Annotated in this window: 18 protein-coding genes; 15 read left to right on the top strand and 3 right to left on the bottom strand. The window is 64.9% G+C overall.

Going from position 1 to position 22456, the window contains the following annotated elements; translation table 11 throughout:
• Nucleotides 1-31 precede the first annotated feature (31 nt).
• Entirely contained in the window at nucleotides 32-1378 is a 1347-nt protein-coding gene (locus ACZ1JC_RS12970; protein ID WP_465136469.1) for a TldD/PmbA family protein, read from the bottom strand.
• A 428-nt stretch (nucleotides 1379-1806) separates the two neighbouring features.
• Entirely contained in the window at nucleotides 1807-2118 is a 312-nt protein-coding gene (locus ACZ1JC_RS12965; RefSeq protein ID WP_465136470.1) for a hypothetical protein, read from the bottom strand.
• A gap of 439 nt (nucleotides 2119-2557) precedes the next feature.
• Here ACZ1JC_RS12965 and lptB point away from each other — a divergent pair, with 439 nt between their 5' ends.
• From lptB to ACZ1JC_RS12940, 5 genes are all read left to right on the top strand, one after another.
• A complete protein-coding gene (gene lptB / locus ACZ1JC_RS12960) occupies nucleotides 2558-3340 on the top strand; it encodes an LPS export ABC transporter ATP-binding protein (RefSeq protein WP_465136471.1) in 783 nt (260 codons plus the stop codon).
• Between the two features lie 79 nt (nucleotides 3341-3419).
• Complete coding sequence (rpoN, locus tag ACZ1JC_RS12955; protein ID WP_465136472.1) at nucleotides 3420-4973, top strand: RNA polymerase factor sigma-54; 1554 nt, start codon at nucleotides 3420-3422, stop codon at nucleotides 4971-4973.
• A gap of 174 nt (nucleotides 4974-5147) precedes the next feature.
• A complete protein-coding gene (locus ACZ1JC_RS12950; protein ID WP_465136473.1) occupies nucleotides 5148-5831 on the top strand; it encodes an energy transducer TonB in 684 nt (227 codons plus the stop codon).
• 284 nt (nucleotides 5832-6115) lie between these two features.
• On the top strand, nucleotides 6116-7453 hold the full coding sequence (locus tag ACZ1JC_RS12945) for a methyltransferase domain-containing protein (RefSeq protein ID WP_465136474.1): 1338 nt from the start codon (nucleotides 6116-6118) through the stop codon (nucleotides 7451-7453).
• 184 nt (nucleotides 7454-7637) lie between these two features.
• The gene (locus ACZ1JC_RS12940) at nucleotides 7638-9293 is read left to right on the top strand and encodes a hypothetical protein (RefSeq protein ID WP_465136475.1); all 1656 of its coding nucleotides are present in this window, start codon (nucleotides 7638-7640) and stop codon (nucleotides 9291-9293) included.
• Between the two features lie 15 nt (nucleotides 9294-9308).
• Here ACZ1JC_RS12940 and ACZ1JC_RS12935 read toward each other — a convergent pair whose 3' ends face one another.
• The gene (locus ACZ1JC_RS12935) at nucleotides 9309-11546 is read right to left on the bottom strand and encodes an O-linked N-acetylglucosamine transferase, SPINDLY family protein (protein ID WP_465136476.1); all 2238 of its coding nucleotides are present in this window, start codon (nucleotides 11544-11546) and stop codon (nucleotides 9309-9311) included.
• Nucleotides 11547-11723: 177 nt separating this feature from the next.
• Here ACZ1JC_RS12935 and ACZ1JC_RS12930 point away from each other — a divergent pair, with 177 nt between their 5' ends.
• The 10 genes from ACZ1JC_RS12930 to ACZ1JC_RS12885 all read left to right on the top strand — a co-directional run bounded on the left by ACZ1JC_RS12930 (nucleotide 11724) and on the right by ACZ1JC_RS12885 (nucleotide 22451).
• Nucleotides 11724-12791 (top strand): glycosyltransferase family 2 protein, encoded by a 1068-nt coding sequence (locus ACZ1JC_RS12930; protein ID WP_465136477.1) that lies wholly within the window; start codon nucleotides 11724-11726, stop codon nucleotides 12789-12791.
• A 4-nt stretch (nucleotides 12792-12795) separates the two neighbouring features.
• Nucleotides 12796-13182 (top strand): GtrA family protein, encoded by a 387-nt coding sequence (locus tag ACZ1JC_RS12925; RefSeq protein ID WP_465136478.1) that lies wholly within the window; start codon nucleotides 12796-12798, stop codon nucleotides 13180-13182.
• On the top strand, nucleotides 13179-14780 hold the full coding sequence (locus ACZ1JC_RS12920) for a GtrA family protein (protein ID WP_465136479.1): 1602 nt from the start codon (nucleotides 13179-13181) through the stop codon (nucleotides 14778-14780). The genes ACZ1JC_RS12925 and ACZ1JC_RS12920 overlap by 4 nt, the downstream gene beginning before the upstream one ends.
• Before the next feature lie 80 nt (nucleotides 14781-14860).
• Complete coding sequence (locus ACZ1JC_RS12915) at nucleotides 14861-15400, top strand: sigma-70 family RNA polymerase sigma factor (RefSeq protein WP_465136480.1); 540 nt, start codon at nucleotides 14861-14863, stop codon at nucleotides 15398-15400.
• The gene (locus ACZ1JC_RS12910) at nucleotides 15397-16071 is read left to right on the top strand and encodes a DUF1109 domain-containing protein (protein WP_465136481.1); all 675 of its coding nucleotides are present in this window, start codon (nucleotides 15397-15399) and stop codon (nucleotides 16069-16071) included. Before ACZ1JC_RS12915 ends, ACZ1JC_RS12910 begins: the two co-directional genes overlap by 4 nt.
• Before the next feature lie 227 nt (nucleotides 16072-16298).
• A complete protein-coding gene (locus ACZ1JC_RS12905; RefSeq protein WP_465136482.1) occupies nucleotides 16299-19310 on the top strand; it encodes a response regulator in 3012 nt (1003 codons plus the stop codon).
• Nucleotides 19307-20236, top strand: coding sequence for a CheR family methyltransferase (locus tag ACZ1JC_RS12900; protein ID WP_465136483.1), 930 nt, complete (start codon nucleotides 19307-19309; stop codon nucleotides 20234-20236). The genes ACZ1JC_RS12905 and ACZ1JC_RS12900 overlap by 4 nt, the downstream gene beginning before the upstream one ends.
• Complete coding sequence (locus ACZ1JC_RS12895; protein ID WP_465136484.1) at nucleotides 20229-20855, top strand: chemotaxis protein CheB; 627 nt, start codon at nucleotides 20229-20231, stop codon at nucleotides 20853-20855. The genes ACZ1JC_RS12900 and ACZ1JC_RS12895 overlap by 8 nt, the downstream gene beginning before the upstream one ends.
• Nucleotides 20852-22027: a sensor histidine kinase gene (locus ACZ1JC_RS12890; RefSeq protein ID WP_465136485.1), complete on the top strand. Its 1176-nt coding sequence runs from the start codon at nucleotides 20852-20854 to the stop codon at nucleotides 22025-22027. Before ACZ1JC_RS12895 ends, ACZ1JC_RS12890 begins: the two co-directional genes overlap by 4 nt.
• Nucleotides 22014-22451 (top strand): response regulator, encoded by a 438-nt coding sequence (locus ACZ1JC_RS12885; protein ID WP_465136486.1) that lies wholly within the window; start codon nucleotides 22014-22016, stop codon nucleotides 22449-22451. Before ACZ1JC_RS12890 ends, ACZ1JC_RS12885 begins: the two co-directional genes overlap by 14 nt.
• Nucleotides 22452-22456 lie beyond the last annotated feature (5 nt).

The following is a 22456-nucleotide window of genomic DNA, read 5'->3' as shown; positions in this document are numbered from 1 at the left end:
ATCCGCCTGCGGCGGATTTTCAAACAGACAATCAATCCCCGGCTACGGTCAGCCCATCCACGCGCAGGGTCGGCACATTCAGCGAGCGGTCGCGCTCAAGGTCGTTGGCGGGTGTCAGCGCCGCGAACATCGCCAGCAGGTTTCCGGCCACGGTGAATTCCGCCACCGGCCCGGCGATCTGGCCATCGACGATGCGGAAACCCGAGGCGCCACGGCTGTAATCCCCGGTTACGCCGTTCACGCCCTGTCCGATCAGCTCGGTGATGTAGACCCCGTCCTTGATGTCCGCCATCAGTTCGCCGGGGGAGAGGGTACCCGGCAGCAAGTCCACATTGCCCACCGAAACCCCCGGCGCACCGTTGCCGCCGCGTGCGGCATGGCCGGTGGGCGCCAGGCCCAACTGGCGGGCGGAGGCGCTTTCCATCAGCCAGCCGGTCAGCCGCCCATCTTCCACCAGATTGCGCGCGCGGGTCGCCAGCCCCTCGCCATCGAATGCACGCGAACGCAGACCGCGCGGGCGCAGCGGATCCTCCACCACGGTGATGCCGGACGCGAAGATCGCCTGATCCAGCCGGTCGAGCAGAAAGCTGGAGCGCCGCGCGATTGCGCTGCCCGACATCGCGCCCAGCAAGTGCCCGATCAGCGAACCGCCCACGCGCGGATCGAACACCACCGGCATCGGGCCGCTATGCAGGCGGCCCGGCGACAGCTTGGCAACGGCGCGCTCACCCGCCAGCGCGCCGATCGAGGCCGCGGTGGGCAGATCCGCCCAGTGATGCATGGCGCGCCAATCGCCGTCGCGCTGCTTGTCCGCTCCCTCGCCCGCGACCACGGATGCGCTGACCGAGCGGCTGGTGGAGCCATAGGCCCCGCCGAAGCCATGGCTGGTCGCCAGCGCGGCCACGCCGCCGCCCGAACTGGCCGAGGCGCCGTCCGAATTGGTGACACCGGCCACCGCGCGCGCGGCGTCCTCCGCCTCCTCGGCCATCCGGCGCAAGTCCTGCGGGCCGGGTTCGCGATCATCCAGCAAGTCGAGATCGGCCCAGGGCCCGGTGGAGAGCAGTTCCTCGGGCGCCAGTCCGGCATAGGCATCCTCCGGCGCGCTGCGCGCCATCGCCAGCGCCCGGCTCGCCAGTTCGTCCAGCGCCTGCGAAGACAAGTCGCTGGAGCCGATGCTGGCGGAGCGCTTACCGACGAACAATCGCAGCGAGATATGCTCGCTTTCCGACCGTTCGACGTCTTCCAGCTTGCCGAGACGAACCTGGATCGACTCCGACGAACTGGCGCCATAGACCGCATCGGCGGCATCGGCACCGGCACGGCGCGCACGCTCCACCAGCTGCTGGGCGCGGTCGAGCGCTTCGTCGGGGGTCAGCATCCTCTTTAGGTCTCCATGGGCACGGCGCGCAGAACGAGCGCGCGGCATTCAAACCGGGACTAGACCTCCCGGCAGCGAAGGGCAAACGCGGGACGGAAACTCTCCCGCCTGCCCGTCCTGAGTTTGTCGAAGGACGTAGGCTGAGCGCCCCGCCGCCGGGGGCTTCGACAGGCTCAGCCTGAGCGGTGTTGGAAGGTGGGAATGAGGGGATCGGACGTTGCGCTTGCCCACCCCGCTGCGACTAACTTCGCTGCGCTTCGTAAGTCTCGCGACCCTCCCGCCTGCGGGAGGGTGGAACAGCGCTGCATCTATTCGCTGCGCTGGAACTCCCCTCCCGCAGGCGGGAGGGGTTGGGGGTGGGCATTCACGACGTCGGGAATTGATCGTTTCCAGAACGGGGAACTTTTGCCGCTCCGCCGCCTCTTCGCTTAACGCGCCAGCACCAACGCCAGCCCCTTGAACAGCCCAGTCAGCGCAAACGGCAGACCAATCGCCAGCCCCCAGAGCATCATCAGATCGCGGCGGTAGAACGGCTGGAGCGCGGGATCGTGCGCCTGTTCGTCGCTCAGGCGGTTCCAGCGGGCTTCGAAACGGCGGCAGGCGGGGATGATGGCGATCACCAGGATCACCAGCGCCAGATAAGGCAGCAGCGATTCGCCGCTCGACTTCAGTGCACCGATCGTCACGAAAATCTGCAGCGCGGTGTAGACCAGCAGGGCGTAAGCGATGTGATCGCTCATCTTCCGGCGGAAATCGGGAAGCGGTTTCGCGTGGGGCTGATCGACTTCAGGCAGGACGCGATGAATGGGCCTTGGGCCGGACGAGGAACGCATCTCCTTCTGGCCTGCTTCGGTATCGTGTCCGAAACCGTCTGAAACCCCTGCATGTCTGCCGGTCTTGGCCATGGAGCCCAACCTTTCTGTCCTGAGTGCGACCTTTATTGTCTCTCCCGCGATCACTAGATCACGCTGCGCATGGATTGGCAAGTTCACCCCACGCAAAGCGCAATATTCGATCCCCGAGATATCAACCTTATTGCCCATCAACCATAAGGGGAAACCATCGGATCGCCGCGACGGTTCCGGCCGAGAGCGGGCCGGGCATTCAGGCGCGCGAAATGCCGACTAAGGGAAATGGCGGCTTGCGGTGGGCCGGTGGGCTGCGTAAACGGCGGGGAAGATGACCGAAACGAGCGAACGCATGCAGGAAACCTCGGCCGCCGCGGTAAGCGTGGCGCAGAATGGCGGGCTTGAGGTCATCTCGATCGCCAAGAGCTATGACAAGCGCGCGGTGCTGACCGACATCTCACTGTCCGTGGCCAAGGGCGAAGTGCTGGGTCTGCTGGGCCCGAACGGCGCCGGCAAGACCACCTGCTTCTATTCGATCATGGGTCTGGTGCGCCCCGACTCGGGCCGTATCCTGATGGATGGCGTGGATGTGACGCGGCTGCCGATGTACCGCCGCGCGGTGCTGGGGCTGGGCTATCTGCCGCAGGAAACCTCGATCTTTCGCGGCATGACCGTCGAACAGAACATCGGCGCGGTGCTGGAACTGAACGAGCCCGAGAAGGACGTGCGCGCCTCCGAACTGGAGCGCCTGCTGGACGAATTCGGCCTTACCCGCCTGCGTTCCAGCCCGGCGATGGCGCTTTCGGGCGGTGAACGCCGCCGCTGCGAAATCGCCCGCGCGCTGGCCGCCAAGCCTTCGATCATGCTGCTGGACGAACCGTTCGCCGGCATCGATCCGCTGTCCATCGCCGACATCCGCGAACTCGTGCGCGATCTGAAGAATCGCGGCATCGGCGTGCTGATCACCGACCACAACGTGCGCGAAACGCTGGATATCGTCGACCGCGCCTGCATCATCTACGGCGGCCAGGTGCTCTTCGCGGGCAGCCCCGAAGCGCTGGTTGCCGATGAAAACGTCCGCCGCCTCTATCTGGGCGAAGGCTTCACCCTGTGATGGGGTTCACGCTGTGAGGGGGCTCCACGGCGCGAACGGGGTGGCAGGATTGAGGCAGCCCCACTCGGGAACCTGAGCCATGGCGCTGGGGCCCCGGCTCGACCTGCGGCAAAGCCAGTCGCTGGTAATGACACCGCAGTTGCAGCAGGCGATCAAGCTGCTGGCGCTGTCCAATCTGGAAATCGAAACCTTCATCGGCGAAGCGCTGGAGGCGAACCCGCTGCTGGATGTGGGCGGCGCTGCCTCCGCGCCGGATATCGGACCGGCCGCAGGTGACGCTCCCCCGGAAACGCCGCGCCTGACCTCGCCCGAAACCTCGGCGGTGGACCGGCTGATCGGCGAAGGCCGCGGCGGCGAGGATCGCCCGCTCGACAACGAAATCCCCGCCAGCGAACGCGAACGTGACACCGGCGACGGCCACGAGCGCGATACCGCCTCGGCGGACTGGAGCGGGGACCTGCACTTGGGCCGCGCGGACGAAGGCCCGGGTATAGACCAGCATGGCGGCGGCGAGGCATCGCTGGTCGAACATCTGGAAAGTCAGCTTGGCACCGCCAGCGAAGACGATCTGCTGATCGGCATCGCCCGCTATCTGATCGGCCTGCTGGACGAAGCGGGATACCTGCCGGTGGCGCTGAACGAAGTCGCCATCGATCTCGGCGTGGAGATCGCGGAAGCGGAAGCCGCCCTTGCCGTTCTGCAGTCGCTGGACCCCACCGGCGTCGGCGCGCGAACGCTGGGCGAATGTATCGCGCTTCAGGCGAAGGAAGCGGACCGCTACGACCCCTGCATGGCGCGATTGATCGACAATCTGGATCTCGTCGCGCGCGGCGACCTGCCCCGACTCAAGCGCATGTGTAGCGTGGATGACGAGGACATGGCCGACATGCTGGCCGAACTGCGCGGCTACGATCCCAAGCCGGGCCTGCGTTTCGGCGGCGAGCCCGGCGCGGCCGTGGTGCCGGACATTCTCGTCTCCCCGGCAGAGGCGACGGAAGCGGAGCGCACGAAAGGCGAAAGCCAGCCCGGCTGGAACATCGCGCTGAATGAAGCGACGCTGCCGCGCCTGATCGTCAACCGCGGCTATTTTCTGGAACTGCGCAGCGGCTGCACCGACAAGGCTTCGCGCAACTGGCTTTCCGAAAAGCTGACCGATGCCAACTGGCTGATCAAGGCGCTGGACCAGCGGCAGAAGACCATCCTGAAAGTCGCCGCAGAACTGGTGCGCCAGCAGGACGGCTTTTTCCGCCACGGCGTCTCGCAATTGAAGCCGCTGACGCTGCGCACGGTGGCGGAGGCGATCGGGATGCACGAATCCACCGTCAGCCGCGTCACCTCCAACAAGTATCTCAACTGCCCGCGCGGGACTTACGAGCTGAAATACTTCTTCACTTCGGGCGTGGCGGCGGCCGGCGGCGAAGGCGCTTCTGCAGAGGCGGTGAAGGCGGCGATCCGCCAGTTGATCGATGCGGAGGATCCCAAGGCGATCCTTTCCGACGATACGCTGGTGGACCTGCTGAAGGCCAAAGGCTTCGAATTGGCCCGGCGCACCGTGGCCAAGTATCGCGAGGCGATCGGCCTTGGCAGTTCGGTTCAGCGCCGCCGCCAGAAAGCGATTGCTGCGGCGCGGTAAATACTAAGCACGGTGATAGTCAGTATTGCCAGTTAAATGCTTGTATTGCTGAGTATTATTTTATTTGAAAACAGCCGAATCGTGTTAGCCTCCACTCCATGAAATGCACCTGGCTTGCGATAGTCCGAAGGGCGAAATCGCAGGAATAAAAGGGCATAGATGGAGAGAATGCCGATGTCCTACGTCGATCGGAATTCCAACCCCAACCAGAAATTCCTCACGGGGGGAATTGTCGCACTGATCCAGGGCGGCGTGGCGCTGGCGCTGATCAATGGTTTTGCCGTGACCATCTTTCAGGCCAGCCCGCCGCGGAATCCCGAAGGCGTTTTCGTTCCGCTCGCTCCGCCGCCACCGCCGCTGCCCACGCCAACCGTGCAGCCGGAGGACGCCAAGCCGATCGACACCATCACCACCACCACCCATTCCGATATCGTCAAGCCAACGACCAGCACCCAACCGACCACTATTCCCACCACGTTCCCGACGGCCACCGGAACGCCGGACGGCGATGTAATCGCCCCCCTCCCACAGCCGTCGACCACGCCCAGCCCCCGCTTCCAGCCGCGCGGCGCGATCCCCCGCAACGATCCTTCGACGTGGATCACCACGCAGGACTATCCCACCAGCGAATTGCGGGCAGAGCATCAGGGTCTGGTGCGTTTCCGCGTCGACGTGGATGCACGCGGCCGCGTGGGCCAGTGTTCGATCCTGGCGTCCAGCGGCTATTCGGGGCTGGATGAGGCCACCTGCAAATATGTCAGCAAGCGGGCGCGGTTTGAGCCCGCCACCAATGCCGACGGCGAAACGGCCGCCGGCAGTTACATGGGGACGATCCGCTGGATCATCCCGCGGGACTGACCCTATCCCCCTTTGGGTCAGACCGCCCGGAGCGGCGCACATCCGCACCACCGTGCCGCTCCGGCACGTCGAGGGGCCGGGGTACATCCCGTCGCCGGCCCACGGTCCCGTCCGCCCGGCGTACCCCTCGCCGCGCGGGCGGGGCGCCGTTTTTTGAGATTGTTACCAAGCCTGCTTAGGCACTTTCCCCTGCGACCTCTTCGGGCTTGGTCAACCCTGTTGGCCTAATTCTCGCCGATGACGCCGGCGCTTCCGGCGGCATCCTTGCGGACGGGCATAACACCATGATCCCGAAGACCTTTCACTTCATCTGGGTTGGCGATGAAAGCCGGCGTCCCGACAACTGCATCGAAACCTGGCGCGCTGCGCATCCGGGCTGGACCTTCCGCCTCTGGGGCAACGCCGATCTCGACGGGCGGGACTGGATCAACGCCCGGCACATGGCGGCAATGCGCCAGCGCGAATGGAATGGCGTGGCGGACATGATGCGCTGGGAAATCCTGCACGAACATGGCGGGATCGTGTTCGACGCGGACAGCATCTGCACCCGCCCGCTGGACGAAGAGCTGCTCGATTGCGACGCTTTCGCCTGCTGGGAAAGCGAGATTGCGCGGCCCGGGCTGATCGCCGCCGGCTACTTCGGCTGCGCGGCGGGCAATCCCTTCGTCAAGCAGATCGTCGAGGACATCGCCGCCAGCCCTTCGGTGGTCGGCGAAATGGCGTGGAAGACAGTGGGGCCGCAGCGGCTGACTGACTGCTATCGCAAGTTCGCCTATACGCCGCTGCGCATCTATCCCAGCCATTACTTCATCCCCCGCCACTTCACCGGGGTGACCTACGAAGGGCGCGATCCGGTCTATGCCCATCAGCTATGGGGATCGACCAACCAGAGCTACGACCGCATTCACAAGGCCGATCTGGGTACCGTCACGGCGCCGGCCCCCACGCCGGCACCCTCACCAGCCCCGGAGGAGCCTACGCCGCAACCTGCCGCCGAAGCCTCGCCTCTGGAAAAGATCCATGCGCCCTATTTCCTGCAGCGCGTGCCGGTCAGTTCCGAACTCGCCGCGCTGGGCCGCATGGATGTCTTCGCCAGCCTGCTCGCCGGGCAGCGCGTGCTGCATGTCGGCTGCGCGGACTGGCCGATCACCGATCCGCGCACTTCGCTCCACGTCCAGCTGGAACAGCACTGTGCCCATCTCGACGGCGTCGATCCGCATGGCGAGGCGCTGGAGCAGTTGCGCCCTTACGTGAGCGGGGAACTCTTCACCGATCTGGCGCAGGCGAACGGCCGGTACGATGTGGTGCTGGTGCCCGAAGTGATGGAGCACGTTCCCGATGTGGCAGGGTTCCTGACCCAGATCGAGGCAGTGGATGCCGGCCTGTTTCTCATCTCCGTGCCCGACGCCTTCCAGTGCCGCGCCCGTCACTTCGACTATCAGGCGGAGAGCGAGACCTTTCTCGAAGGCGTCCACCCCGATCACAACGTCTGGTACACGCCGTACACCTTCGCCAACACCTTGCGGAAATACAGCAGGCTGGAACTGCAAAGGATGTGGTTCTTCAACCGCATCTCCCTCCTCGCCCTGCTGAGCAAGCCAGCACTGGCACAGGCCGCCTGACAACGCATCCCATTCGCGAAGCGTGAACCGGACGGAGCCCACTTTTCTGCGGGTCTTGCGCACACCATCCGATGCGTTACGGATTCGGCCTTGTCCGCCAGCGGCAATCGGCCAGCACGAAGCGCATTCGCGCGACAGCTTTGCAGCCCCTTGCCGCCGCGCACCAACGAGGGTGGACATCGCATTGAAAATCGACAGTAGAACCGCCGCGCTTGCAGCAGTCCTCGCCACGCTGGCGACAGGTGCACAGGATCTTGCCGCCGCCCCTGCCGCCCCCTCGGCGGATGCCTCGCGGGCTTCGGGGCGGCATGGCGTCTCCACCATTCCGATGCCGGCGGGCATCACGGTCCGCTCGGCCACCTATACGCCTTCGGGCAAAGTGCTGGTCAGCTACGCGAAGGACGCCGCCACGCCGGAACGGGACATCTCGCTGGCAACGCTGAACGACGACGGCACCGGCTTTCGCCCCTTCTTCACCGGCCCAATTCCGGACCGGCCGAAAGACAACGGCCTGCGCTACATGGTCTTTCCCGACGACCGGCGCATCTTCCTGGGCGATTTCGTGATCGAGTGCACCAAGGCCCTTGAAGCCTGTGACGATGCGAAACTGCTTCCGGTGCAATACCCGGCCGAAGTGGCGGACGGTGACGACATCGGCCACCGATGGTCGGAGCCCATCGTCGCTCCGGACAATCGCCACGTCGCCTGGACCACGCTGCTGGCCAACTATTCGGCACTGGTCTTCACCGGCGAGTTGCGGCGGAACGATAGCGGCTACGCCATTGCCGGCGCGCAGATCGTCAGCACGCTGGACCCGTTCACCACGCGCGACCCTGCCCATGCCGATGGCGTCCTGCCCGCGCCGATCCGCGGCGGCGAGGTCAAGCAATTCGTGGACGGCGGCACAGCGATATCGGTCGCCGGGGCGGCGCGTCGGGACTTGCCGGATTCGGTCATCCTGCATCTGGCGGATGGCCGCAACGAAGCCGTCACCGATACGCCGGGCTATACCGAAACGACGATTGTCTCCCCCGACGGCCGCCTTGGCATCACGATGACGACGCGCTTCTCGCCCGGATCGAACCCGGCGGTGCTGGACCTGTTGCCGCGCCCTTACCCGGACAGTCTCAATATGGGCCTGAGCATGTTCGCCTATACTTACGGGGTCACCGGCGTGCGGCGCGATCGCCCCGGGAATATCGGGCCCGCGCTGATCGACATCGCGCAATCGCAGCATCAACCCGGCTACAAAGGCATCGGCCTGAACACCGATCCGGCATGGGTCTACTATTCGCCGATGTCCTGGCATCCCGACGGCAAGCGGGCGATGTGGATGGAGGGGCGGCGCGATGGCGGTAGCCAGCGTATCCAGGTCGTGCGCCTGCCCGATTACCGGCCCGGTCCGGCCGTTCCTACACACCCGACGCCCGACCGCGTCTCCTATGGTATTACCGACCTGTCGGCGGTTGGCGTCTATGCCCGGTCCAGCCACGATATCGACATCAAAGTCTATGGCCGAGTGTCGGGCTACGTGACCTACCACCGCACGCCCACGCGGATAGAAAAGACCTACGCCAATTTCAGCGACGATGGCCGCAATGTCTATTCGGGCAGCGAATCCATGGCGATCGACCCGCGTGGCCGATCGACCTACACCGCCAAGGTCGAACTGGCGGGCCCGCAGCCCGGCCGCATGGACCTGACGATCACCTTCGGACCGCTGGGCGGCAGACTGCCCGCCGGCATCGTGTTCGATGGAGGCGCCGATGGCCTGCCCCTGTCGCGCGGCTACGCCGAATATGCCGGGCAGCGGCTGGAGGTTTCCGCACTCGTTCCCTGAAAGGGTTCGGGCGGATCAGCCCTGTTCGAAGTGATCCGGCGCCAGCCCCTCCAGCCGGCGCCGGTGCATCTCCGCAAAGGCTCTTTCAAGGCGGCGCGTGTAATCAGCGGTGCGGAACAGCGGCGCGGTCAGGCGGTTTTCCGCCAGCCGCGCCCGCAGTTCCATTAGCCGCTGGGGATCGCGGGCCAGCGCCAGTGCCGTCGCCTCGTAGGCATCGACCGCCGTCACCGCCATTTCCGGCAGGCCCACGGCATGGACAAGACTGGTCGCCACCCGTGCGGCGAACTGGCAGCCGGTCAGGGTTAGCACCGGCAGCCCCGCCCAGAGCGCATCGGACGCGGTCGTATGCGCGTTGACGTTGAAGGTATCGAGGAACAGGTCGGCATGGGCCAGGCGGCCAAGGTGCTCGCCATGGGGAATGCCCTTGGTGAAGACCAGCCGTGCAGGGTCGATGCCGCGCGCCTCTGCCTCTCGCCGCAAGTTCGCTTCGGCCCATTCGTTGGAGCGCAATAGCCAGAGCACGCTGCCCTCCACCTGATCCAGCAACCGCATCCACACGGCGCATTCGGCCGGGCCGATCTTGTAGGTGTGGTTGAAGCAACAGAACACGAAGCCCCGCTCCCCGTCCCGCTCCGGCAGGCCCCAGTCCGCGCGGGATCGGCTGTCGGGCACGATGACGCGCCGGTCGTCGTTGGCCTGATAGCAGCCGGCAAGACGTACGATCTTCTCGCTGAACCACGCCTCAGTGCCGGGCGGCAGCGCGACCGTGTCGGCCACGAAGTAATCGATGCAGGAATGGCCGATGGTGCCCGGATAGCCCATGTGGCTCACCTGCACAGGCGCAAGGCGCTGGCCGAACATCGTGCTGCGGGTGCCGCGCGTATAGCCCTTCAGGTCCACCGCGATGTCCAGTCCGTCGTCGCGGGCCAGATCGCGCACTTGCACGTCTGTCAGATGGCCGATCTCGGTGAAGGCATCGATATGCCGGCGCAGTTCGGCGCGGGAGGCATCTTCCTCGCGCGGCGGGCCGTAGCTGTAAAGGCGGATGTCGAAGCGGGTGCGGTCATGCTCGCGGAACAGGCCGCTCATCAGGTACATCGTCGCGTGATCGTGGAAGTCGGCCGAGAAATAGCCGATGCGGATGCGACCATCGGCGGATGGCTGCGGATCGGGCAGGGTTTCCGGCTCAGCGCCGAACTTCACAGCCGCGCAGGCCAGCGAGCGGCGAAGCTGGTGCTCGGGATCGTCAAGGAACGGCAATGTCGCGAAAGGCTGGACGGCGGCTGCCGATGGGCCATCGGTCAGCGCGAACTGGTCGCGGTGGCGCCAGTCGCAGACATGCGCTTCCTCGAACAGCGCCTGCAGCAGCGCGGAACGGTCGTCCGGATCGATGGTGAAGGCCTGGCGGAAGGCGGCGATGGCGTCGGGCAGCGCCCCTTTCAGCACCAGCGCCTTGCCCCGGTTGACGATGGCCTGGGTATTCTCGGGCCCAGCTGCCAATGCGTGGTCGTAAGCCTCCAGCGCTTCGTCAATGCGGTCCAGCAACAACAGTTCGCCGCCCATGTTGTTGTAGGCATTGGCATGGTCCGGCTTCAGCGTCACCGCCTTGCGATAGGCGTCGATCGCCGCGCCGCGCGCGCCCCGCTTCGCGCGCAAGTTGCCTAGGTTGTAGTGCGCCTCGACATAGCCGGGGTCGATCTTCACGGTCGCGGCGAATTCCACCTCGGCCTCCCGGGCGCGTCCGGCAAGGTCCAGCAGGTTGCCAAGGTTGTAGTGGGCATCGGCATAGTCGGGGTGGCGGGCGATCACCGCGCGATAGATCGATTCGGCTTCCGATGTGCGGTTCTGTTGCCGCAAGGTGATGGCCAGGTTGTTGTAGCAGGCGGCGGCATCGGGATCGGCGGCGATGGCACGGCGGAACGCCGCTTCCGCCGCCGGCAGCACGCCCAATGCCAGCAGGGCCGCACCCTGAAGGTTGTGGACGGTGAAACTTTGCGGGAATGCCTCGGCCAGCCGAGCGCCATGACGCGCGGCCTCGTCCATCGCCCCGGCTTGGTAGGCGGAGATCATCGCGTCGAGCTGCTCCGCCGGCGGATTGGCATTGGCCGCCTCCAGCGCGTGGAGTGCGGCACGGGCGCGCGAATTGCGCGGAAACCTGTCCAACGCCTCGCGGTAGAGCGCCCGTGCGGCCTCGGTCTCCCCGCGCCGCGCCGCGCCCCGCGCCTTGATCATCAATGCTTCCAGTCCGCTCACAGCCAACCTCCCCGGCGCCAGGCTTCGCGCGTCCAGAGCTAGGCAAACAGGGTTCATGAGCCATGACGGCCATCCTCCGCAAAAACCCGCGGTTCGTGCGGTTTTACACAGGATTAACCATTCGTGGCGGATAAGGCGGGAGACGCCGCAAGGGCCGTTCGGGGGATTTCGAAGACCATGAAGATGGAGCCGATCGCTTCGCAGCTGGCAACCGCACAGCTGACACCCGCGCCGCCGCGCCTTTCGGTGGTGGTTCCCTGCTACAACGAACAGGCCGTGCTCGACATGCTCGAAGCGCGACTCACCGCCGCCTGCGCGGCCGAGGTGGGCGACGATTTCGAGATCGTGCTGGTCAACGACGGTTCGAAAGACGGCACCTGGGCCAAGATCTGCGCCCTTTCCGCGCGCAACCCGCATGTGCTGGGCGTGGACCTCTCCCGCAATCACGGCCATCAGCTGGCCGTGACCGCCGGGCTGCAGGTTTGCCGCGGCGACCTGGTGATGATCATCGATGCCGATCTGCAGGACCCGCCGGAACTGCTGCGGGAAATGCTGGCGAAGATCGACGAGGGTTACGACGTCGTCTATGGCAAGCGGCGCGAGCGGATGGGCGAAAGCCGCTTCAAGCGCGCCACCGCTTCGGTATTCTACAAGCTGCTCAATCGGATGGCGGATCACGAGATCCCGCTCGACACCGGCGATTTCCGGTTGATGACCCGGCGCGTGGTGGACCAGTTGAACGCTATGCCCGAACGCTTCCGCTTCATTCGCGGCATGGTCAGCTGGATCGGTTTCGAACAAGTCCCCGTGGAATACGACCGCGATCCGCGCGTGGCGGGGGAAAGCCACTATCCGCTGCACAAGATGATTCGCCTGGCACTCGATGCGATCACCAGCTTTTCCACGCTGCCGCTGCGCATCGCCTCGCACCTGGGGCTGGCGATGGGCCTTGTCGGCTTCGCCATGTTGGGCTGGGCGCTGGTGCGCTGGATAGGTGACGGCACGATCGCCGGCTGGACCAGCCTGATCGCCGTGGTTCTGATCATGGGCAGCGTGCAACTGCTGATCCTGGGCGTTTTCGGCGATTATCTCGGCCGCCTCTACCTTGAGAACAAGCGCCGCCCGCTGTTCATCGTGCGCGAGATTCGCTCGCAGCGCGCACCGGCCGCGCAGGCCATCGCGCCCGTTTCCTTCGATTCCATGATTGCCGCCACGACCTGGACCATCGGCGCCGGACGCGACTGACCGGATGCTGCGCGCAGGTTTCCGTTTCGGGCTTGTCGGCCTGATCAATACACTGGTCGGACTGGCCGCGATCGCTGTGCTGCTGCGTTCGGGCGCGGGCGACTGGATCGCCAATGCGGCCAGCTATGCCATTGGCCTCTGCGTTTCGTTCACATTGAACCGGCGCTGGACTTTCGGCGTCCGCGGCGCGGTGGGCGCGCGGGAAATCGGACTTTTCCTGGGAGTTTTCGCAGTGGCCTACGCAACCAATCTTGCCGTTCTGGCGGCCATGCGAAGCCTGGGCTTCGTGGAGAACCTGATCGGGCAGGTGGCGGCAATGGCAGCCTATTCCGTTACGTTCTTCCTGCTTTCGCGCCGCTTCGTCTTCGCCGCAACAGGAGCCGCACGATGAGAGCGCTGACGGCCCAAGAGCGTGCGGCGACCAGTCCGGCGGACTGGCGACATGGCTACCTGCCGGGCGGTTGGGCGGCCGTGCTGGTTTTGGTGCTGCTGGCCTGCGTGCCGCTGATCGTTCCGCAAGTGCCGCCGCTGACCGATCTTCCCGCGCATATGTCGCGATTCATGGTGCAGCAGGACGCGGGGCGTTCGGCCGATATCGCCCGGTGGTTCCACTTCCAATGGAACCTCATCCCCAACCTCGGCACCGACCTGCTCGCCTTTGCGCTGGAGCCGCTGCTCGGCCTGAGGCTGACGATGAAGGCGATCGCGCTACTGATCATCGCCTTGCAGACGGCGGGCTATCTGCTGCTATCGCGCGCGGCCCATGGCCGGATCACGGCATCCGCGCTGTTCGCCCTGCCGCTGGCCTATGGCAATCCATTTCAATACGGCTTCATCAACTTCACGCTGGCAATCGCGCTGGCAACGCTTTCGCTGGCGCTTTGGATCAGCCCGTGGATGGCCGCGCGCCCGCGCCTGCGCTGGCTGGTGTTCTGTCCGATCGCCGGGGTCGTCTGGATCAGCCATCTGGCCGGATGGGCCGTGCTTTGCATCATGGTCGGCTGCTGCGAATTCGCGGCAAGACTGGAAGCCAGCGGCCGGTTCTGGCGCGCGGCGATCATCGGGTTCGTGGCCAGCAGTTGCCTGCTGGTTCCGCAGCTGCTCAGCCTGCTGTGGCCGCACACACCGGAACACCTCCCGACCAAGGGCTGGTTTCTGCTCGCCTATAAGCTCTACTTCATCGCCAATGTCCTGGCCGACCGCTGGAGCCTTTTCGATTCGCTCTGCGCCCTGGGTCTGGTGATCCTGATCGTATCGGCCTGGCGCTCTTCCTCTTTCGCCTTGCACAAGGGGCTGGCACTCTCCGCCGCGCTGCTCTTCGCGGCATTCTGGATAATGCCCAGCTGGATCTACGGTTCGTATTACGCGGATATGCGCATGATGCCGTCGATCTTTGCGCTGGCCCTGATTGCGCTGCGCCCGGCCTCCGGATCGCGCGCAATGGGTTGGCTGGTCGTGCTGGGGTTTGCCTTCTTCGGAATGCGACTGGCCGGAAACACCGTGAGCATGGCCATGTCGGACCATCAGATCCAACAGGAAACCGCCGTGCTGGACCGACTTCCGCGCGGTTCGCAACTCGTCACCTTCAATGCCATGCCCTGCCGCACTTACGTTCTGCAGGGCCGGCAGCGAAACATGCACATCGCCAGCTATGCGCTGATGCGCCGCCATGCTTTCGCCAACGACCAGTTCGCGATGTCCGGCGGCCAGTTGTTGAGCATTTCCAATCCGGCAGCCGCGCCGTTCGACCGCGATCCTTCCTCGATCGAGATCGGCGAACCCTGCGAAGGGATGATCCAGACGTTTGGCGAGCCGCACCCCGGCGCGCCGGTGCCGCTGCTGCAAAGTGCCGCGCAAGTCCCTCTCGCCGTGCCCTATCTCTGGATCATCTGGCAGGATACGCGCGTCTTGCCGGTGCCGGGCTGGACCCCGGTCGCCCGCTCGGGCGAAAATGGCCACTCGGTGCTCTACCGCCGCGCAGGGGAATGATCGCACAAGGATAAATCCTCGCACATCTTCCGGCAGCGTGTAACGTCCTGGCCCATTGGGACGAACCCCAGGATATGCTGATGCGCACCGGCGATACCGAACTCAGGGACTGGATGGTCCGCGCCCTCGATGGCGACGCCCGCGCCTATGCCCGCCTGCTGGAGGCTCTGGTGCCACGCCTTCGCGCATTCTTTCGCCGCCGGATGCGCGGGCAGGATGACGATATCGAGGATCTTCTACAGGAAACGCTGATCGCCTTGCACTCCCGCCGGATGACCTACGATCCTTCGCGCAGCTTCACCGGCTGGCTCTATGCGATCGCCCGATACAAGATGATCGACCATTTCCGGCGGCAGGGCCGTACCGTGCCTATCGACGGGCTGGAGGACAGCTTTCCGATCGACAGCTTCGAGGACGAAGTGGGCGCCGGCATCGATACCGAAGCGCTATTGGGAACGATTCCCGACAAGCAGGCCCGCGCCATCCGCGCGACGCGGATCGAAGGACTGTCCACCGCCGAAGCCGCCGCGCGGGAGGGGATGGGCGAATCGGACGTGAAGGTTTCCACCCATCGCGGGCTCAAGGCGCTGGCCGCCCGCGTGCGGGAGGCGCTGAAATGAGCGCCCATCGCGAAAAAGGCCATGATAGCGGCGCGTGCGACCGTCTCGTCGCCTCGCTCAGCGCGGACTTGTGCGCCGTGCCGCGCCATGCCGCCGCACGGCGAATCATGACCGGGCTGGCGCTGGGCGCGTTGGTGACGGCGGCCTTGCTGGTGCTGGGCCTGGGTATCCGGCACGATCTGGCCCAGGCGATCCAGGGCGGGCGGTTCTGGATGAAAGCGGTCTATGTCGCCGCGCTGGGCGCGCTGGCCATTGCCGCCACCTTGCGCCTCGCCCGGCCGGACTGCGGGCCGCAGCGACGGCTGTGGCTGCTGGTGCTGCCGCTGATCCTGCTTGGCTTCGCTGCCGCGCTCGAACTTTTTCATGTGCCGCCGTCGCAATGGCTGCACATGTGGCTGGGGCACAGCTGGAAGGTCTGTGCTGGCGTGGTGTTCCTGCTCTCGCTGCCGATCCTTGCCGGGCTGCTCTGGGCCTTGCGGCGGCTGGCGCCGACGCGCCTGCGTCTGGCCGGCGCCACTGCCGGCTTGGCTGCCGGGGCATGGGCGGCCTGCCTCTATTGCCTGCATTGCCCTGAAACATCGGCGCTTTTCGTGCTGACCTGGTATTCGCTGGGCATTGCGCTCGCCGCCGGACTGGGCGCGCTGCTGGGGCCCCGCGTGCTGCGCTGGTAGCCGTTTCACGGCACCGCCCCGTATCGATACCTAGTCCGCCATTAGCCATTAAAAAGCGGTTTTCGGCCATTGCCTTAAGGGCTGACCGACGTCGAATGCGCGGGGGCGCCCGGGGGAGATCATGGGCGAAACGGCGGATCCGCGCAGCGGCAGCATGAGTTCTTCCATTCCGGCCACGACGGCTGCCGACAACGCCGTCGCCGCTGCCGGAATTCCGAGAGACGCCCATGATGCCAGCGCCGCGCAAGGAAGACCTGCCACCGGAAAACTTGCAGGAAAACCTGTTTGCCCGCCACGCCACGGCGATCGCCATAGGGGTGGTCACGGCGGCCTTCCTGCTGGCCACGCTGATGTTCGCGATGCAGGATGCCGCCGTCAGCCGGGCGCGCGGCTGGGTGGATCATACTTACTCTGTCCGCCGACACATATCCCTGCTTCGCGATCTCTATGAAAGCGCCGGAGCCGGTCACCCCGGCTATCTGCTGACCGGAAATCCCGACTTTCTTCAGACGTACACCGACGCTCTGCGCGATGGCAAAGCCGCGCCGACGGACGATGACAGAGCGCCCGTGCACCGCTCCATCAGGCAGGAACTGGCGCTGCTGCGCAGCCTGACGGCGGACAACGCTTCCCAGCAAGCCAATATGGACGAACTGGAGAACCGAAGCCGGGCCCTGCTCGATTACTTCGCAAAAACGATAGAAGCGCGCGAGGCGGCGCCTCAGGCGGACGTTACCGAACCCGTCCTTATCCACGGCCAGACCCTGATCGCGCGGGTGCGCGAGCAGCTGACCGTCATGACCGCCGAGGAAGAGCACCTGCTGCGGCAACGCCAGGAAGTGGATGCGGCCAATCTGGAGCACAACAAGTGGCTGATGGGCGGCATCACCCTGGTCTCCTACTTCGGCATCGTTGTCGCCATCTGGCTCTACCAGCGCAGCCGCGCCCGCGCGCAGGCCCAGCAACTGCTCTACACCCAGGAACTGGAAAGGCGCGAAGAAGAGCTGAAGATGCAGCAGGAGGAGCTCAAGGCCTCCAACGAAGAGATCGAGGTTTCAAACGAGGAACTGGAGGAAAAGACCAGCGCGCTGGAGGAGCAGAACGAGCGGATCCGCGCCCAGTCCCGCGAACTGGAAGAGTCCCGGCGCCTGGTCGAACAGAAAGTGCGCGAGGTCGAACAATCATCGCGGTACAAGTCCGAATTCCTGGCCAACATGAGCCACGAACTGCGCACCCCGCTCAATTCGCTGCTGATCCTGTCCCGCAGCCTTGCCGCCAACGAGACGGGCAACCTGACCGTCGAACAAGTGGAGGAAGCCCGCGTCATCCACAACGGCGGGCTGGAACTGCTGAACCTGATCAACGATATCCTCGACTTGTCAAAGGTCGAGGCCGGCAAGATCACGATCGTTGCCGAAGAAACGCCCGTCGATGCCATCGTCGCCCGGCTGAAGCAGGGCTTCGAACTGGTCGCCCGCGACAGGGGCGTCGCGTTCCGGATCGAGTGCGACCCCGCCCTGCCCGCGCGGATCGAAACCGATGCCCAGCGCGTCGAACAGATCATGAAGAACCTGCTGTCCAATGCCTTCAAGTTCACCGAACAGGGTGCGGTCACGCTGGCGCTGCGGCGCGCGCGGGGTGGAGAGGGGCTGCAGCGCGCCGATCTCGATCCCGCCCATACGATTGCGCTGGCGGTGACGGATACCGGCATCGGCATCGACGAAACCAAGTTGAAGGACATTTTCGAGGCGTTCCAGCAGGAAGACGGATCGATCGACCGCCATTACGGCGGCACCGGGCTGGGCCTGACGATCGCGCGCAAGTTCGCACAAGTGCTGGGCGGCGAAATCCACGTGGAGAGCGCGAAGGGCCAGGGATCGACCTTTACCCTGTTCCTGCCGATTGGCCGGGTCGGCCCGGCGGTGGCAACCATTGCGCCCATGGTGGCGGCCCCGGTCGTCCTCCCGCCCAACGCCGCCGCCGCCGAACGCCCGCCCATGCGGCGCTTCATCGACGATGACCGGCAGGTGATCGCTCCGGGAGATCGCGTCCTGCTGATCGTGGAGGACGATCCCGGCTTCGCGATGATCCTAATGAAAACGGCACACAAGCGCGGATACAAGGTGCTGGCCGCCGGGGACGGCAAGAGCGGCCTGATCCTGGCCGCCGAATATCCCGTGACCGCCATCCTGCTGGACTTGCGCCTGCCCGATATCGACGGCCTCATCGTGCTTGACCAATTGAAGCACGCGTTGAACACGCGCCACATCCCGGTCCACATCATCTCCGGCGTCGAGAATGTCGAGGCACTGGCCCCCATGCGCAAGGGGGCGATGGGCTTCCTGGCCAAGCCCGTGGCCGAAGAGGATATCGACACGGCCTTCACCCGCATAGAGGCGCTGCTGCATGCGGAGATCAAGCGCGTGCTGCTGATCGAGGACGACCGCGTCACCCAGACCGCGATCCGCAGCCTGCTGACGCAGAAGAACATCGAGATCACCGTTGCCGAAACCGGCTCAGGGGCGCTGGAGCAGATGAAGCGGCAAGCGTTCGACTGCGTGATCCTGGACCTCAGCCTGCCGGACATGACCGGTTTCGAATGGCTGAAGAGGGCGGAAGGCCTGATCGGAGAGGATGGCCGCCCGCCAATCATCGTCCACACCGCCCGCGATCTGACCGAGGAGGAAAACCGCAACCTCGCCAACTATACCGAAAGCATCGTGATCAAGGGCGCGTCCTCTTCGGAGCGGCTGCTGGATGAGGTCACCCTGTTCCTGCACAGCGTGGAATCGAGCCTGTCGCAAGACCAGCAGGCGCTTATCCGTATGCACCACGATCCGGATCAGACGCTGAAGAACCGCACCGTGCTGCTGGTCGACGATGACATGCGCAACACCTTTGCCCTTTCCAAGGTGCTGAAGAAGCACAACCTCAACCTCGTCATCGCCGACAATGGCCAGATGGCGATCGAAAAGCTGCGGGAGCACAAGCAGATCGAACTGGTGATCATGGACATCATGATGCCGGTGATGGACGGCTACCAGGCGATGCGCGAAATCCGCCGCAACCGCGAGTGGGACAGACTGCCGATCATCGCGCTTACCGCCCGCGCCATGCCGGAAGAGGTCGATCACTGCATGGATGCCGGCGCCAACGACTATATGACCAAACCCGTCGACATCGACAGGCTGCTGACGCTGCTGCGGGTCTGGCTGTTCCGGCAGGAGAAGGCGGCATGAAGCTGGCTTCGCTGCGCATGCCGATGTCAGGCGCGCCACTGCCCGCCGGCTTGCCCGAGGACGATATCGCCGATCTGCCCGCGCCGCATGGGCGCGAGGACGTCGAAACGATCGAGATCGCGCTGCTGCTGGAGGCCATCCGCCGCCGCTGGAGCTACGACTTCACGCACTATTCGCACGCCTCCATCCGCCGCCGCCTGGATCAGGCCCGGCGCGCGGCGGGTCTTGCGCATTTCAGCGACCTTCAGGCGCGCGTGTTGCACGATCAGGACTTCTTCGACCGGCTGCTGCGCTACATGTCGGTCACCGTCACCGAAATGTTCCGCGATCCGCCTTGCTACCGTGTGATCCGCGAACGCCTGATCCCGGTGTTCAAGACGTATCCCTTCATCAAGATCTGGTGCGCCGGCTGCGCCACCGGCGAGGAAGTCTACTCGCTGGCGATCCTGTTGCACGAGGAAGGCTATCTGGACCGCGCGCGCCTTTACGCTACCGACTTCAACAAGGATTCGCTCGATATCGCGGAAAAGGGGATTTACCCGGCCCGGGCCATGGCGGGCTATGCCGACAACTATCGGCAAGCCGGCGGCCGCGGCGATTTCGCCGACTATTACAGCTCCAGCTACGGCTATGCGCGGATGAAAAGTTTCCTGCGGGAGCAGATCACCTTTTCCTATCACAACCTGGTGACGGACGGCGTGTTCGGTGAGATGAACCTGATCACTTGCCGCAATGTCATGATTTATTTCGACAAGACATTGCAGGAGCACGTGCTGGGCCTGTTCACGGATTCGCTGCGCCACGGCGGCTATCTGTGCCTGGGGGCCAAGGAAAGCCTCAACTTCTCGGCAGTGCGGCCACTGTACGACGCGCTCGACGGTCGGCAGCGGATCTACAAGAAGCGCGGGATCGTCCCCCATGGCTGAGCCCCGCTACGAGGCCGTCGTGGTGGGGGCATCCGCCGGCGGGATCCAGGCGCTGAAATCGCTGTTGTCCGCGCTGCCCGAACGGTTCGCGCTGCGCGTCGCCGTGGTTCAGCATATCGACGCCGGATCGCGCGGCTATCTGACGGAGATCCTTGCCAGAGATTGCAAACTTGCGGTTACCGAGGCCGAGGACAAGTCCGATTTCCTGGGCGGCACCGTCTACATCTCGCCCGCCGGCTATCATCTTCTGGTGGAGCCCGATCGCAGCCTCAGCCTCTCGGTCGACGAGAAGGTCAACTACTGCCGGCCCGCCATCGATCCGCTGTTCGAAAGCGCGGCCGACGCCTTCGGCCCGGCATTGATCGGCGTGGTGCTGACCGGCGCCAATCGCGACGGGGCAAGCGGGTTGCAATATATCCGCGCCCGGGGCGGGCGGGCGATCGTGCAGGACCCGGAAACCGCCGAAGCCCCGCCGATGCCCCGCGCCGCTCTGGATGCCGGCCCGGTGGATGACATCCTGCCGCTGCCCGCCATCGCCGCCCTTTTGGGCAAGCTGGGCAAGCTGGGAAGGCCAGCCCCGATCACCGGAAAAACCCTGTCGAAGGAACGACCGGCATGACCACCGCGATCCTCAAAAGCGTACCGCTGACCACCGGGCCGGCCGCCCTGGCGGAGACCCGCCCCAAGATCCTGCTGGTCGACGACCGCTGGGAAAACCTGCTGGCCACGGAAAAGGTGCTGAGGCCGCTTCAGGCCGATATCTTCAAGGCGGCCTCTGGCAACGAGGCGCTTTCGCTGGTGCTGCGGCACGATTTCGCCATCGTGCTGCTCGACGTGCAGATGCCGGAGATGGACGGCTTCGAAACCGCCATGCTGATGCAGGAACACGAAAGCATGGCCGGGGTGCCGATCATCTTCGTCACCGCCATTTCCAAGGAAGACAAGTACGCTTCCAAGGCCGCCGAAATCGGCGCCGTCGACTACATCTTCAAGCCGATCAATCCGGATATCCTGAAAAGCAAGGTGAAGGTCTATCTGGATCTCTATGTGCAGCGCCAGCAGATCCTGCACCTGAACGCCATCCTGTCGCAATCGAACGAGGAACTGGAGCGCTTCGCCTACATCTGTTCGCACGACATGCAGGAACCCGTGCGGATGATGAACGCCTTCGCCGGGTTGCTGGCCGAAAGTTCTGAGGAAAGCCTGGGCGAAGGGGGCAAGCGCTATCTGAACTTCATCCTCGACAACGCCCGGCGCATGCAGAAGATGATCAGCGACATCCTGACATTCTCCCGCGTGGGGCGAGAGGAGATCGCGCTGGAAACGGTCGATTGCGAAGCGATCCTGGGCGAAATCCTGATCGAATTCGAAGATGCGATCGAAAGCAGCGGCGCCCGGGTGACTTATGCCCCCCTGCCCCGGCTGGAAACCAGTTCCACGCTGATCCGCGTGCTGTTCCAGAACCTGATCGGCAATGCCCTGAAATTCCAGAACGGCGATCGCCCGCCGGAAATACAGGTTACGGCGGCTCGCCAGGGCCGTTTCTGGCATTTTGCGGTCCAGGACAACGGCATCGGCATCGACGAGGCTTTTCGCACGCGAATCTTCACGATCTTCCAGCGGCTGCACCGCAAGGAAGACTATCCCGGCACCGGCATCGGGCTGTCCACCTGCCGCAAGTTCATCCAGCTCTGCGGCGGTGACATCGATTTCACCTCGGCGCCGGGCCAGGGCACCACGTTTCATTTCACGCTCCCAAGCAAGGAGGCCGGCCATCATGAAACCGTTTAAGATCCTGATCGTAGAGGACAACGAGGGCGACGTGGAAATGACGGAGCGCGCCCTGAAAAACGCGCAGCAGCCTTGCGCACTGACAGTCGCCCACGACGGGGTGCAGGCGCTGGAAATCCTCCGCCCGGACGGTGGATCGGAATCGGGCGAGGATCCCGCTCAGATTCCCCAGCTTATCCTGCTGGACATCAACATGCCGCGGATGGACGGCAAGGAACTGCTAGCCACGGTGAAGGCGGATGCGCGCCTGCGACATATCCCGGTGGTCATGTTCACATCGTCGGAATCGCCCAACGACATCCGCGAATGTTACGAACGGCACGCCAGCTGCTACGTGGTAAAACCGTTCAACGGCCGCAAATATGCCGAAGCCCTGCACGACGTGGTGAACTTTTGGAGCACGACCAGTCGCCTGCCGAACTGACCGTG

Source organism: Sphingomonas sp. BL-S-28 (genome assembly GCF_055521515.1).
This window is presented reverse-complemented; position numbering and strand designations above follow the sequence as displayed.

What these genes read in the sequence shown, in the direction of transcription:
- ACZ1JC_RS12970 (WP_465136469.1), bottom strand. Translation starts at nt 1,378, where the DNA reads ATGCTGACCCCCGACGAAGCGCTCGACCGCGCCCAGCAGCTGGTGGAG.
- ACZ1JC_RS12965 (WP_465136470.1), bottom strand. Translation starts at nt 2,118, where the DNA reads ATGAGCGATCACATCGCTTACGCCCTGCTGGTCTACACCGCGCTGCAG.
- lptB (WP_465136471.1), top strand. Translation starts at nt 2,558, where the DNA reads ATGACCGAAACGAGCGAACGCATGCAGGAAACCTCGGCCGCCGCGGTA.
- rpoN (WP_465136472.1), top strand. Translation starts at nt 3,420, where the DNA reads ATGGCGCTGGGGCCCCGGCTCGACCTGCGGCAAAGCCAGTCGCTGGTA.
- ACZ1JC_RS12950 (WP_465136473.1), top strand. Translation starts at nt 5,148, where the DNA reads ATGTCCTACGTCGATCGGAATTCCAACCCCAACCAGAAATTCCTCACG.
- ACZ1JC_RS12945 (WP_465136474.1), top strand. Translation starts at nt 6,116, where the DNA reads ATGATCCCGAAGACCTTTCACTTCATCTGGGTTGGCGATGAAAGCCGG.
- ACZ1JC_RS12930 (WP_465136477.1), top strand. Translation starts at nt 11,724, where the DNA reads ATGAAGATGGAGCCGATCGCTTCGCAGCTGGCAACCGCACAGCTGACA.
- ACZ1JC_RS12925 (WP_465136478.1), top strand. Translation starts at nt 12,796, where the DNA reads ATGCTGCGCGCAGGTTTCCGTTTCGGGCTTGTCGGCCTGATCAATACA.
- ACZ1JC_RS12920 (WP_465136479.1), top strand. Translation starts at nt 13,179, where the DNA reads ATGAGAGCGCTGACGGCCCAAGAGCGTGCGGCGACCAGTCCGGCGGAC.
- ACZ1JC_RS12915 (WP_465136480.1), top strand. Translation starts at nt 14,861, where the DNA reads ATGCGCACCGGCGATACCGAACTCAGGGACTGGATGGTCCGCGCCCTC.
- ACZ1JC_RS12910 (WP_465136481.1), top strand. Translation starts at nt 15,397, where the DNA reads ATGAGCGCCCATCGCGAAAAAGGCCATGATAGCGGCGCGTGCGACCGT.
- ACZ1JC_RS12905 (WP_465136482.1), top strand. Translation starts at nt 16,299, where the DNA reads ATGATGCCAGCGCCGCGCAAGGAAGACCTGCCACCGGAAAACTTGCAG.
- ACZ1JC_RS12900 (WP_465136483.1), top strand. Translation starts at nt 19,307, where the DNA reads ATGAAGCTGGCTTCGCTGCGCATGCCGATGTCAGGCGCGCCACTGCCC.
- ACZ1JC_RS12895 (WP_465136484.1), top strand. Translation starts at nt 20,229, where the DNA reads ATGGCTGAGCCCCGCTACGAGGCCGTCGTGGTGGGGGCATCCGCCGGC.
- ACZ1JC_RS12890 (WP_465136485.1), top strand. Translation starts at nt 20,852, where the DNA reads ATGACCACCGCGATCCTCAAAAGCGTACCGCTGACCACCGGGCCGGCC.
- ACZ1JC_RS12885 (WP_465136486.1), top strand. Translation starts at nt 22,014, where the DNA reads ATGAAACCGTTTAAGATCCTGATCGTAGAGGACAACGAGGGCGACGTG.